The organism is Chamaesiphon minutus PCC 6605, assembly GCF_000317145.1.
Taxonomy (GTDB): Bacteria; Cyanobacteriota; Cyanobacteriia; order Cyanobacteriales; family Chamaesiphonaceae; genus Chamaesiphon; species Chamaesiphon minutus.
Window position 1 is genome coordinate 701,530 of sequence record NC_019697.1, and the last position, 13,853, is coordinate 715,382.

The 13,853-nt window shown below is 45.7% G+C and carries 10 protein-coding genes and 1 pseudogene; 5 read left to right on the forward strand and 6 right to left on the reverse strand.

Features of this window, described 5'->3' with window-relative positions; genetic code table 11:
* The first annotated feature begins 9 nt into the window (after positions 1-9).
* Positions 10-1,563, forward strand: coding sequence for a circadian clock protein KaiC (gene kaiC, locus CHA6605_RS03280; protein ID WP_015158125.1), 1,554 nt, complete (start codon positions 10-12; stop codon positions 1,561-1,563).
* 79 nt (positions 1,564-1,642) lie between these two features.
* Here kaiC and CHA6605_RS37005 read toward each other — a convergent pair whose 3' ends face one another.
* Positions 1,643-1,822: a hypothetical protein gene (locus tag CHA6605_RS37005; protein WP_422678761.1), complete on the reverse strand. Its 180-nt coding sequence runs from the start codon at positions 1,820-1,822 to the stop codon at positions 1,643-1,645.
* Positions 1,823-2,327: 505 nt separating this feature from the next.
* Between CHA6605_RS37005 and CHA6605_RS03285 the strand changes: the two genes are divergently transcribed.
* Both CHA6605_RS03285 and CHA6605_RS03290 read left to right on the forward strand, forming a co-directional pair.
* Positions 2,328-2,687, forward strand: a complete 360-nt coding sequence (locus CHA6605_RS03285) for a recombinase family protein (protein WP_041547509.1) — start codon at positions 2,328-2,330, stop codon at positions 2,685-2,687.
* Between the two features lie 87 nt (positions 2,688-2,774).
* Entirely contained in the window at positions 2,775-3,944 is a 1,170-nt protein-coding gene (locus tag CHA6605_RS03290) for a CBS domain-containing protein (RefSeq protein WP_041548657.1), read from the forward strand.
* 58 nt (positions 3,945-4,002) lie between these two features.
* Here the strand turns inward: CHA6605_RS03290 and larB are convergent, their stop codons facing one another.
* The 3 genes from larB to CHA6605_RS03305 form a co-directional block, all read right to left on the reverse strand.
* Positions 4,003-4,785, reverse strand: coding sequence for a nickel pincer cofactor biosynthesis protein LarB (larB, locus tag CHA6605_RS03295; RefSeq protein ID WP_015158127.1), 783 nt, complete (start codon positions 4,783-4,785; stop codon positions 4,003-4,005).
* 346 nt (positions 4,786-5,131) lie between these two features.
* On the reverse strand, positions 5,132-5,662 hold the full coding sequence (locus CHA6605_RS03300; protein ID WP_041547511.1) for a MamS/MamX family magnetosome protein: 531 nt from the start codon (positions 5,660-5,662) through the stop codon (positions 5,132-5,134).
* A gap of 199 nt (positions 5,663-5,861) precedes the next feature.
* Entirely contained in the window at positions 5,862-6,740 is an 879-nt protein-coding gene (locus tag CHA6605_RS03305; RefSeq protein ID WP_015158129.1) for a 4-hydroxybenzoate solanesyltransferase, read from the reverse strand.
* Between the two features lie 278 nt (positions 6,741-7,018).
* On the opposite strand from CHA6605_RS03305, the gene CHA6605_RS03310 reads away from it, so the two are divergent.
* Positions 7,019-7,750 (forward strand): response regulator transcription factor, encoded by a 732-nt coding sequence (locus tag CHA6605_RS03310; protein WP_015158130.1) that lies wholly within the window; start codon positions 7,019-7,021, stop codon positions 7,748-7,750.
* Positions 7,751-8,003: 253 nt separating this feature from the next.
* On the opposite strand, the gene CHA6605_RS03315 is transcribed toward CHA6605_RS03310, so the two are convergent.
* Positions 8,004-9,695 carry a ShlB/FhaC/HecB family hemolysin secretion/activation protein gene (locus CHA6605_RS03315; protein WP_015158131.1) on the reverse strand — a complete coding sequence of 564 codons (1,692 nt, stop codon included), beginning with the start codon at positions 9,693-9,695 and terminating at the stop codon, positions 8,004-8,006.
* Between the two features lie 285 nt (positions 9,696-9,980).
* On the opposite strand from CHA6605_RS03315, the gene CHA6605_RS31200 reads away from it, so the two are divergent.
* Positions 9,981-12,425, forward strand: a complete 2,445-nt coding sequence (locus tag CHA6605_RS31200; RefSeq protein WP_015158132.1) for a two-partner secretion domain-containing protein — start codon at positions 9,981-9,983, stop codon at positions 12,423-12,425.
* Positions 12,426-12,547: 122 nt separating this feature from the next.
* On the opposite strand, the pseudogene CHA6605_RS03325 reads toward CHA6605_RS31200, so the two are convergent.
* Positions 12,548-13,681, reverse strand: a pseudogene (locus tag CHA6605_RS03325) (ISAs1 family transposase).
* Positions 13,682-13,853 lie beyond the last annotated feature (172 nt).

Genomic DNA, 13,853 nt, shown 5'->3' on the forward strand with positions numbered 1-13,853 from the left:
ATCTCTGTAATGACCAGTACGAATCAATTATCAGAATTACCGCTAAATCCCCTGGGCGTGCAGAAAATTCGCACGATGATTGAAGGCTTTGATGACATCTCTCATGGTGGTCTACCTAGTGGTAGAACGACGATTCTCAGTGGCACGTCAGGGACGGGAAAAACCATGCTAGCCGTCCAATTTATCTATAACGGAATTTACTACTTTGATGAGCCTGGAGTCTTTGTAACCTTTGAAGAATCACCTGCCGATATCATTAAAAACGCCTATAGTTTCGGTTGGGATCTTCAAAAATTAATCGATGATGGTAAGCTATTTATTCTCGATGCGTCCCCAGATCCTGAAGGCCAAGAAGTAGTCGGTAATTTCGATCTCTCGGCGTTAATCGAGCGGATTCAGTATGCGTTTGTCAAGTATAAAGCCAAGCGGGTATCGATCGATTCTGTCACAGCGATCTTTCAACAATATGATGCGGCATCGGTAGTAAGACGAGAAATTTTCAGGCTGGTAGCACGACTCAAACAGATGGGTGCAACTACCATTATGACCACCGAGCGCGTCGAAGAGTACGGCCCTGTGGCGCGATTTGGAGTAGAAGAATTCGTTTCGGATAATGTCGCGATCGTGCGAAATGTCCTCGAAGGCGAGCGGCGGCGGCGGACGATCGAAATTCTCAAGCTTAGGGGTACAACACACATGAAGGGCGAGTACCCATTCACGATTACCAACCACGGGATCAATATCTTCCCACTAGGTGCGATGCGGCTCACCCAAAAGTCATCGAATGTCCGGGTATCATCTGGCGTCAAAGCTTTGGATGCAATGTGCGGTGGTGGCTATTTTAAAGATTCGATTATCTTGGCCACAGGAGCCACTGGGACGGGCAAAACTCTACTGGTGAGCAAATTTATCCAGGAAGCTTGTTTGGCTGGGGAAAGGGCGATTTTGTTTGCCTATGAGGAGTCGCGAGCGCAATTATCGCGGAATGCTTCTTCTTGGGGAATTGATTTTGAAGAGTTGGAGCAACAAGGATTGCTAAAAATTCTGTGTACTTATCCTGAGTCGGCTGGATTGGAAGATCATTTACAAACAATTAAGTCAGAAATTGCCGACTTTCAACCGGATCGAATCGCGATCGATTCGCTCTCAGCTTTGGCGCGAGGTGTAAGCAATAACTCGTTCCGACAGTTCGTAATTGGCGTGACGGGTTATGCCAAGCAAGAAGAAATTACGGGCTTTTTTACCAATACTTCCGACCAGTTTATGGGAGCCAATTCGATTACGGATTCGCATATTTCGACAATTACTGATACGATTTTGATGCTGCAATATGTCGAGATTCGGGGCGAAATGGCGCGCGCGCTTAATGTCTTTAAAATGCGCGGTTCGTGGCACGACAAGGGCATTCACGAATATACGATCAGTAAAGATGGAGCGGAAATCAAGGATTCGTTCCGCAACTACGAGGGGATTATTAGTGGTTCGCCCAGTCGAATTAGTGTCGATGAAAAATACGAACTATCGCGGATCGTGCGCGGCGTTAGCGATAAATCGATCGAGTAGCGTCTCGAAGAGAAGAGAAACCTCTCTGAAAGATAATCGATCCACTCTAAAAAACTCGGTAAATACGGCTGAAGCTTATCTAGATATTCAGCATCTCGCGTTCCCGATGCAAGGGGGAGATTACAATCGATGCGATCGCCTGACGATCTTGGGGATAAATATCCCGATTGTACATAACCAGAATGTGGAAGGTGCGCTCGCGATTGGAAATCCGTGCGATACCATTGCCTTCATGGGCATCGAGATCGATAATTGCAATTGAGTCAGCGGCGGTAAGTTGCCCAGATTAGCGGAGGGTGGCAATCGCGATCGCGATAATGTTGTCGGTTGAGAAATCGTCCAACAATTGGAGCTAATAACTCAATGAAATAGTTGAGTGCAGGCAACATTGCTACTTTGCACTCAACTCCAAAAATACTCCGGGTCTGAATGATAACATTTCTTAAATTATTCTTTGTAACGTTTGAGGTAGAAATTTATTTTGCTCGATCCAATGTATGACAATTCTCAAGCAAAATAATAATTCAAAATGTTATTTAGAGTACAGATAACCTCGTAAAGGTATGGGTGAATATTAATTTCTCGGTTGAATGCAATTCTCTGAGGACTGTGAATTGAGTAACCGAGCGAGATCGTGCTAGTGAAGGTAAATATGTACGTTATTTAAGTCTCAGCCCTTGGCGCGATCGTCACTCCTAGTACTGGAACGATCGGAGTTACAATCTCATCGGGTATGCTGAGTTAGGTAAAATTAGATATAAAGAATGGAATCCGAAAATTGTCAAGAACTGGAGGTCTGGGAACGGTTACAACAGGCGAGAAAAGCAAAAGCAGCTCAGAGTGGCTATGCAGGCTATGGTTCTCCGGCTTTTGGGCAAAGATCGATCGATGGAGAACTAGCCGATAATCCTGACGAGCAACAGATTATCGAACTAATTCGCCGTCACCACAAGTCGGGCAAATCTCTTCAACAAGTTGCCGACTGGCTCAACCAAAATGGTCATACAACCAAACGAGGACAACAGTGGCAACGGATTTCTGTCAAGCGGGTACTCGATCGTCTCTATGGCAGAATGCCCCGAATTGTCGGGATGGAAGATGCTCAGGCTAGAGCCAAACAATAATTAATAGCTGGTTTTAGCGATCGAGACGATTTGATAGACTGGTGCGAACGCGTCGCCTTATTGTCTTTTTTTGTTAGCTCTGACATTATGACCGCCTCTTTCGATAATTCGCTTGGTACGCCGCCGTTGGCTGAGGCGATCGATCGGCAGCCGCTGACCGTCTCGCCCCACACTCGTGTCATCGATGCGGTCAAACTCATGTATGAGACTGCCGAGCGCAGTCATGCATTATTGGATAGCTCAATCGATCGATCCGTCGATGCAATGTGGAGTGCGCGTTCTAGCTGTGTATTGGTGATGCAGGAAGAACGATTGGTGGGCATTTTTACCGAACGCGATTTGGTACAGTTGAGTGCATCGGGAATCGACATGCAGACTACACAGGTGCGCGAGGTGATGCACCATCCCGTCCTCACTATGTCCGAGCGCGATTTGCACAACGTTTTCGCCGCACTATTTTTGTTTCGTCGCCATCGGATTCGGCATTTACCGATCGTAGACGAGAGACAACAACTCGTTGGTGTCGTCTCCCTCGATAGCATTCGTCACATTGTCCGACCGACAAATTTGCTCAAAATCCGCCGTGTCGCTGAAGTCATGACCGATCGAGTAACGACGGCACCACCCGATGCAGTCGCGATCGAATTGGTAGAATTAATGGCGGTGGGTCAAATTAGCTGTGTTGTCATCGTCCAACCAGTTGCAGGCGAAGATGATGAAATCCAGCGACCTGTTGGTATTGTCACCGAGCGAGATGTCGTGCGGTTTCAGGCCATGGGATTGAACCTCTATACTACTACCGCACGCGCCGTGATGAGTACGCCGCTATTTGTCCTGAGTCCAGAAGACTCGTTGTGGACTGCTCACCAAGAAATGGAGCAAAGGCAGATTCGACGGCTAGTCGTGTCGTGGAATTGGGGCAAACAATTGGGACTGGTGACTCAGACGAGTATCCTGCGCGTTTTCGATCCGATCGAGATGCACAATGCGATCGAAATCCTCCAACATGCGATTCAACAATTAGGTCTAGATCTCGATCGAGTACTGACACAGACGATCGACCCCGATACTCATCTTAGGGCCTCTACTCACGCTCCCGAACAGCCAGAAATACCGAATTTGAAAGTATTTTTGAATGCTTTAGAGCACGATATCGAACATCTAGTCGATCGTCCCGAACTTGCCGTAGCAGCGCGTCAATCTACACTAGCTAAGATCTTGTCAGATCTGCAACAGTTTCGGCATTTACTTTCATAGTGTTGATACATAAAAGCAAGAAGATATATTCAATTGAATGCGATAACCAGTCTGATATCTAGCTGCCGTTATTTTTACGTGCGACCTTGCTAGCCGTGCGTAAAATTTGCCCTGCTAAAATAGCCGCACCGAAACCATTGTCGATATTGACGACACCGATTCCCGCCGCACAAGAATTGAGCATCGTCAGTAACGCCGAGATGCCACCGAAGCTCGCGCCGTAGCCGATACTAGTGGGTACGGCAATGACGGGACAATCGGCTAAACCAGCAACGACGCTGGGTAAAGCTCCTTCCATCCCCGCCACGACAATTAACACATCCGCATCGTCGATGACATGACGATTGGTTAGCAGCCGCTGAATGCCTGCAACGCCAACATCCCATAATTTTTCGATTTGAAAACCACACAGACTAGCCGTACAAGCTGCTTCCTCAGCTACGGGTAAATCGGCTGTGCCAGCGGTGAGAATGGTAATTTTGCCCTGGTGTATGGGTGTATATTTTGGGGGCGTTAGAGCGCAAATTTGCGCCGTTTGGTAATAGATTAAGTCGGGGATCGCCTGCTGGAGTTCGGCATAGACGACGGGAGTAATCCGCGTTGCCATGACTACCGACTGTCGTTGGCGCATGACGCGGATAATTTCAATAATTTGAGATGGTGTTTTGCCCAAACCCCAGATCACTTCTGGAAAACCCGTCCGCTGTTGTCGATCGAAATCGATTTTCGCAAAGTCATCGATCGATTCGTAGCCCAGCGATTGAATTTTCGCTCCTGCTACTTCAGGAGTAATTGCGCCAGCAGCAACGGCTGTAAGTAAGGCTTGAAGCGATTCTGACATAATCGAAGATAGTTACCGTACATGAAAAGATGCTATCTCTAGATTATCAGCAGGATCGCTCAGATCTTTCTCAGTTTAAATATTTTAGTGCTTAGTTTCGACTCAGGGTACCCACAAGCGACGCATCGAACGGGAGGTTCCCTCCCGTTTGTGTGCGTCAGCGGCTCGCATAATCCGGGAGGTTTCCTCCCGGATTATGCGAGACAAGACAAGACAGGGGCATCCCTACACAATTAATCTGTGGGAGTGCCCCTGTCTTATCTTCACGCACATAACAAATCACTATCCACTATACACTGCCTCCCGAAGCTTGCGTGCCGCTGAGGCGGCGGTCGCAGACGTGAGCTTACCCAGTATATCCACACGATTTTGCGCTGGTAGGTTTGGTGATAAAGTTCGCAATCTTCCAAACGCGATCGCCTTTTTTGACGCTATTAGCCAGAATTGTCGGTTGTTGAGCTTGGGGCATCTGCACGCCTTGAATTTCGACGACATCGCGGACTTTAACTTTTAGGTTCTGCTTGTTGAGAGCTTTTTCCGCACCCAAGTACACGGATTTGACTTCGCCGCTATCGGTTTTCACTCGTGCCCACGTTACCACTTGTTTGGCTGCAATTGGCTGATTTTTATCGTTGTGTTCGATCGCGACGACTCGACCTTTAACAGTAGTAACTGTTTGCGGATCTACACTCGGTCGTGCGGCAACTTCTCTCGACCAACACCCACGCGTAGGTGTTGGAGCCTCAGCTCGAACTTCACCCGGAGCCATAAAACCCATGGATGCGACCAACAATAGTGCCATCGTCATTCGTTTCATCTTTGCTGCCCCCGATCGATTCTCGATCGCTGTAATATCAATTATGTAATTAAATTTCAACCGCTCCCTCTACCGAGCGGTCTACTCGCAATCGGGCAGACAGATTTCTACCTAATTACTACCATTAAACCAGATAATTGTGAAGGAATTGTGAGGATGGTGGGAGCGGGGAGTTGGTAAAGCTGGGAAGTGAGGATCGGATTTCCTAATCCACAATCCACAATCCAAAATGGTATCAGATCGGCAATGCCCAGTTATTTTAATGCCTGATACCTAATATCATTCCCAAGAGTAGCCCAAAACCGATCCAAACATTTTCGCGAAACATTTGGGGATAAAAAGTAGGTGGAATGGTCGGTTTCTTGAGGCGGAGATATTGCCACAACCACAAACCAGCAGACATGCCCAGCGTTAGCCAAAAGATCGAACCCAAGCCCATAATGTGTCCCATGTAGCCCAGCAAACCCACAGTCAGCGCATAAAAGATCGCGATCGCTTCGGCGACGTATTTACCAAAAAATAGCGCACTCGAATTGACCCCAATTCGGAGATCGTCATCGCGATCGGACATTGCATACACCGTATCGAATCCCAACGTCCAAAAAATTGTCGCTCCCCACAGGTACCACGTCGGAGTAGCCAGACTCGCTGCCACCATCGACCAACTAATCAATACCGCAAATCCCCACGCGATCGACAGTACCAATTGCGGCACGGGAAAAACACGTTTCGCCCCTGGATAGAGCAAGATGACAGGGACTGCGGCGACACACAGCCAAAAAGTAAGCGGATTGAGATAAGCCGCCAACAGTGCCGCACAAATCAGTGAGACAATTAACACGCCAATGCCAGTCGCGATCGACAGTGACTTAGCTGCGAGGGGACGATTTTTGGTACGCTCGACATGCGGATCGATATTCCGATCCCACAAATCGTTAACCACACAGCCAGCCGCACTAGTCGCCAAGGTGCCCAAAACCACCACGCCCAGTAATGGCAGCGGTGGATTGCCTTTAGCCGCCAAGCACAATCCCCACAAAGCAGGAATCATCAAAATTAATCTACCAGCAGGCTTATCCCAACGTAAGAGACGGAAGACGGTTAGCCAGGTAGGTTGCTTGGGGGGAATAGTTGTCATGGATGGGTGGATGGGTGGATGGGTGGATGGGTGGATGGGTAATGGGTGGAACGCAGTTCCAAAGCCTAAAGCCTAAAGCCTAAAGCCTAAAGCCTAAAGCCTAAAACCTAAAACCAACCCAACTATCTATTATCAACCAGTCACTATGACGTAATATGGATAAATATCAAAAAAAACTCGCGCCACTCGATACAGTTGCGTATAATCTTTACAGAAAGCTTTGTTTCGCTAGATATTGTTAACAAACTTTTCAGACATTTACACTAAATTACTCGAACATGCCTCGAATACTAGTCATCGATGATGATGCAGCGATCGCTGAAATAGTCTGTATTAACCTCGAAATGGCTGGATATGAGGTGAATCAGTCGCCTGACGGTATTCAAGGTCAGGCAATGGCGATCCAAATCCAGCCTGATTTGATCGTGTTAGATTTGATGTTGCCCAAAGTTGATGGTTATACCGTTTGCCAAAGGTTGCGTCGTGACGAGCGCACTTCCGATATTCCAATCCTGATGTTGACAGCTCTGAGTCAAACCCAGAATAAGGTCGAAGGGTTTAATGCTGGCGCGGATGACTATCTGACTAAACCGTTTGAAATCGAGGAATTGTTGGCGCGCGTCCGCGCGCTGCTGCGGCGAACGGATCGGATTCCGCAAGCCGCCAAACACAGCGAAATTCTCAATTATGGGGAGCTGACGTTAGTCCCGGAAAGGTTTGAGGCGATTTGGCGCGGCGCGACGATCAAGCTCACGCACCTGGAATTCGAGCTGTTACACTGTCTGCTCCAGCGACACGGGCAAACTGTGTCGCCGAGCGACATTCTCCGCGAGGTATGGGGTTACGATCCGGATGACGATATCGAGACAATTCGCGTCCACATCCGCCACCTGCGTACTAAGATGGAACCAGATCCGCGTCGTCCGAAGTATATTAAGACGATCTACGGTGCGGGTTATTGTCTGGAGCTACAAAACGATCGAGAGGAAGAGAAAAGTTCTGTGAGTTAATATTGCCACCTTGGGGACACAACGACTGGAAGTCGTTACTGATGTTGCAAAGTCCGCCTTCGCGGACTAAATCTCAAGGTGTTTTAACGGATTCTGGTAACTGCTGTATTTGATGATTTTATGCCTGCTGACAGATTTACCGATCGTTGGTAGGAATTCTTTTACTTTAACTTTTAGCAGAGAGGATCGATCGACTCAAGACTTTATTTGAGCGATCGTAAACTAGCTAGTTTACCAGCCAGTTTCTTCAAGATTAGGGTTGATAGTTAACGCTAAAATACAACCCACTATCTTGAATGTTGTTACCTCGATCGCTTAAATTTACTAACGGTAACCCATAATCAACCCGCAGATTTAATTGGGGAATAGGTTGCCAAATTACCCCCAAACCTACCCCGGCTAAAAAATTGCGATCGGGAAGTGGATTGGGATTGTCGGCTTGATTCCAGACCCAGCCAGCATCGATAAATGGTGCCAGAACTAATGTCTGACCGCCGCTGCTATCTCGACTGACGGTAATTCGATCTTCAATACTCAACTTAATGCCATTATCTGCCGCGCGCGCATTTTGTCGAAAGCCCCGCACCGATTGTCCGCCACCGATCGTAAATTGTTGGATCGGTAAGAGTGCATTTGGGGTCAATTGGGCGTCTAATTGAGCGATTAAGAAATTATTGGGGTCGAGCACTTGCACCCGCTGGATCTGTCCTTGCCAACTAAAAAATCGACCGTCAGGGGTGGGTCTGGCATTAATAGTCGCGCCAAATTCACCGATCCCAAAATTGAGCAAAGATCTCACCGCCCACGCGCCCCGGACGTCGCGTTTGACATAGTCTTGACCGAATTTTAGCACTGTAGTCTGGCTCACGCCACGATCGTTTGGCCCGCGACTAAACGGCGTGGGAACATCGTTGATGAACGTTTCGCTATTTTGGAGGGCAATTCCCCAGGAGAGGGCAAATTCCTCGCGGAGAGTGCGCGTGAAGGGTTGGCGGTAGCTCAGTTCGTAGAGTTGAGACTTTCCCCTAAAGCCGAAAGCTTGGAAGGGCGCGATCGTAATTTGACTGCTATTGGGGGCAATTCTCGCCTGGAGGGTGCCCTGCATTGGATTGAGGGGAATTTTGTAGGATAAGTCTACAATATCCGAACCGATCGGCAGCGAGCGGTAATAGTTGAGGTTGACACTACCTAAGTCGCCTGTAGGGTCGCGATATTCGATTTGCGTACCGACGCGTTCGCTGCCCACGCTGGGTGGCGAGTAATTATCTGCACTCAGATTGACCGAGAGGGGATTGGCTTCGGTGGCGCGGACGGTGAGAATACTTTTGCCCAAGCTGCTACCTGCTTTGAGACTAGCTTCCAGATTGCTCAACAGCGGATCGGTACGCAATAGTCGCAATTGCTCTTCTAGTTTATTGACATTTAATGGCGTCCCTGCGGCCAAAGCCAGTCGCGATCGCAAATAGTTGGGATTGAGTTTCGTCAGCCCGACAATATTAACTCGTTCGATACTGCCCTCGATCGCCCCAAAAGTAACGACTCCATCTGTAGGTGTAACTAAAATAACTCTAGAAGTGATTTCCCCGCGATCTAGATACAATTGGGTCAATCGTTCGGCGATTTTTTTTAGTTCGCCAATCGTCACAGTTTTGCCGACTAACGGTTGAGTAATTGGTGCCCAATTGGCATTAGTCAGCACCGTACTTTCGATAATGCGGACTTGAGTGACTGTTACCGACCTAGTATCTTCTGACGATGCAGGTTCGGGACTGGGCGCGATCGTTGGTTTGGGTTGGGTCTCCGATGGTAATGGTGTCGGAGTTGGAATACTTTGCGGAAATCGATCGGTATTGGGGTCAGTTGGTGTTTGTGCAAAAACTGTCGATGAAATAATCCCAAAACTAGATATTCCGATACTTATCCACCGGAGCCATAATAGTTTCATTTACACTATATCTCCAGATATTTATTACAATTATTTTATCACTACATGATACAATACGATCGAGAATTCAGAAATTCAGCTCATATATGAAGCTAAGTTACGATGCTCGAGCGATTGTTGCAGTTTAGCAACAAAAATATAGTTCGGACATTGTTTTTATTAAGACAATAAAATAAAACTCAGTGTCGGGATAGTGGAGTTTGGTAAGGAGAAATGCATCGCAACCTCGAGCGGAGGTGCGGCGATCGAAAACAGTTCGGTACTGAGATAGTGGAGCAATAAATTATGTCGCGACCCCAGAGCAAGACCAAATTGATGTTGTCAGTATTGATGCTGTTACCATGGCTAGCCACGATTGATGCAAATGCTCAGATGCTACCTGCGGCAGATGGTACGGGGACGACTACCCAGCAAAATCGAAACCAGATTGATATCTCTGGGGGCAAAACCTCTTTAGATGGGGTAAATTTATTTCACAGCTTCAGCCAGTTCAACGTCAACCCAAGTCAAATTGCCAACTTCTTATCTACCCCGAACGTTCAAAATATTTTAGGTAGAATTAATGGTGGCGATGCGTCGCTAATTAATGGGGTATTGCAAGTCACTGGTGGCAATTCTAATTTATTTTTGATGAATCCAGCAGGGATTATCTTTGGGCCTAATGCTAGTCTAAATTTACCAGCTAGTTTCAATGCAACCACTGCTACTGGTATTAATTTTGCTAACGGACAATTTAAGGCGATCGGTAATAATGACTACGCCAATTTATTTGGCAATCCGACTGCTTTTACATTTGGTACGACTCAACCGGGTGCGATCGTCAATGGTGGCAATCTGACGGTAAATTCAGGACAGAATATCGATCTAATCGGCGGTACGGTAATTAGTACAGGCACAATTAATGCACCAAATGGAAATATCAATATTGCCGCCGTTCCCGGTACGAGCCTAGTCAGAATCAGTCAGCCGGGAAACTTATTAAGTCTAGAAATACCCGCGTCTGATGCCGTTAACTTCACGCCGACTGCCTTGCCAAAATTATTGACGGGTAGTGGCGTTTCGGAAGTCGTGGTAGCTGGCAATAATATCGCCCTCACTCGCGGTAATACCCCGATTGAGACTGGTGATGTTGTCGCAAATCGAGTCACAGCAGGTACGGCAACCATCGCCGCTCGGAACGATCTCCATCTGATTGATAGCAAGATCCAAACCACTGGCGATCTTACCCTCCGCGCGCAAGATACGGTAACGATTAAAGATAGTCAACAAGATCCACTCAAAATTACCGTCGATGGGCGATTATTAATTCAAGGCGATCGTCAAATTGATATTTTTGCGCTGAATAATCCGAATAGTAATCTGAGCGCGAGTGGCGATTTGACATTGCGATCGAGAAATAATGTCGGCGGCGACGCTCATTTTAGTACGGGGGGCAATTTTAAAATCGAACGATTGGACGGTAAATTAGGCGGCTTATTCAGTCCCTACGATCCGATTATTCGCGCTACTGGCGATGTCAGTTTTGCTAGCTATGAGGGAGCCTCATTACATATTATCGCAGGTGGCAGCGTCACTATTCCCGGCACGATTACAATTACCCAACCAGATACGACCATTACATCAACAAATAGCGGCAATATCAATAATGGATTGATAGAGAGTTTTACAGTCAATGGTATTCCAGTCAGTATTGATGGTACGACTATTCAAACGGTCGATATTCGAGCTGGAGTAACGGCAAGCTCGGTGGGTAGTCTAGGTAATTTTGGTGAATTTTTTACAAATTCAATTGATGGTTTTGTTTCTTTTATACCTACTTCTACTTCAAACCCCAGCGGTTCCTCAATTACAGTAGGAAGTATCAACTTTATTGACTCCAATGATGGACACATCACCCCAGATCGAACATTTGTTTCGCTCACCAACCAGTATGCCCCTAACACTAATTTAGCAGCGGGCGATATTACTATTACGGGAGAGATTAATACAAGCAACAAGCTACAATTTTCACCGAGATCGACAGCAATTAATAGCGGAGATATCGTAATTGTTGGGAGAAATAATGTTAACCTCAACAGTCTGACTACTGGCATTACCGATAACAACTTTATTGCAGTGGCAAATACTGGAAATATTACAGTTAGTGCTACTGGTAATATCGGAGCCACCGGACTAGTTACTACCGAAAATCAAACTCGTGGAGCCTCCGGTAATATTGGCTTAGTCAGTAGTAATGGCAAGATTACGACCGATCGAGTAACGACTCAATTAGGAGCTAATAACTTTGTTAATAATGTTAAGGCTGGAAATATCGATATTAATGCTGCTGGTGCGATCGTGACTAAAGATCTCCAGACAGGCTCGCTCAGTGGTGATGCCAATCATACGGGTGGCAATATTATTCTGACTAGCAATAATAGCTCGATCGATGCAGGCAATATATTTACTGGAATTAGTTCGATTGGGAATAGTGGAAATGTAACCGCTACAGCCAAAACTAATCTCGACACTGGCAATATCGTCACTACAGCTAGCGAGGGCAATGGTGGCAAAGTCACATTAGCTAGCGGCACTAATATCGGAGTTGGTTATATCGATACCAGCACTATTAGTTTAAATAATGGTGGTGAAATAGATATTACCGCCCCTCGCAGGGTGAACGCATCAAAATCGGGTGTAATTCGATCGATCAAAACTAGAATAGCTAACTCAATCGTACTTACTAACTAATTGCACTTATTACAATGCCAATTGAAACTAAAATCAAACATGAGATCCGATTAATTTAATTTAGTGTAGCAGAAAGCTCGACCAACTCATTAGTCAAGCCGAGATTAATTAGTGCAAATAAATTACAAAATAGCTTCTAAAAGTTCAGTTGAATATTCTTCGTCAAGTGTCGCCAAGAATCTCTTACTTCTAACACTTAACTTTCGACTTTTATTTTCACTAATTATGTTAACTGCTATATGTCGTAAAATCGCAAAATTAGCTGGAGCATTATCTTTCCTAATTCGACTATCATCTTCTTTAAAAGCAACATCAAGCACCCAGTGAAGAGAATTTTCTATCGACCAATGACTTCTAGTTCCCTCTGCTAATTTTTGAGCATCGCTCTCTAGACTACTGATAAAATAACGAGTTTCTACACTCGTCTTTCCGCCGACAACTCGAACTGATTCTACCATGCCAATACTAGTTAACTTTTTCCATTTTTGCAGTGGATCTATTTGCTCCGCAACATCTGTTATCATTAAATAATTACGAATTTCTTCTCTACCTCTATTCATCTCTCTATTGTTGAAGCTACTCAGGTTGAGGTCTTTTCCCTGAGTTTCAATTGCTTGTTTAAATAGCTGCTTTACTTGTTTGTACAAGGTCGGTTGATTCTTTTTTACAGCAATTACATAATCTGCATCTTTTTCGACGATTTTTTTGACTATTTCTCTTTGACATCCCATTGCGTCGATGGTAACGATACATCCTGCTAAATCCAAGATTTGAATCAGTTCGGGAAGTGCTGTGATTTCATTAGATTTTCCTTCTACTTTCTTTTGACCTAATACTAATCTATTACTTGCAGCCCAGGCACTGACTGTATTAATTACACCTTGACCATTCTTTTCATCTCCTGAGTTTCGAGATTGTTTTCCATCAAAGGCAATTATTTCTCCTGCGGTTATTTTACTTATTCCTTTAATCCAACTCAGGAATGATTTATTAAATTCATCAGGATTAATTTGTGAAAATACTCTAGCAAATGTATCATGAGATGGGATTCCATTCGGTAGTTCTAGGAACTTTTCTAACCATTTTTCTGGCTATACCATACATTTCTATATCTATCCATCCGTCCGCCCCACATACTACAGCACAAATGGAGATCGTGATGATGTCGATTAGTTTATGTTTTTTCCACGTTCAATCCTAATGTCTTCTATGTCGTCAAAGTGTTCTGCGATACTATGCTTAGGCTTCAGCTTCATTTTACATGATATTAGTTCCAAATCAACTTAACACAATTAATTAGCTAAAGCTATCGACGGGTATAGATTTCACATCTTTGATGAATCAAATTTACATCTAGTTTCTAAGTGTTTTTAATAATATAAGATTTAAGTGCGTTCACCCTGCCGCCCCTCGTTTCTTCCGCGCTAC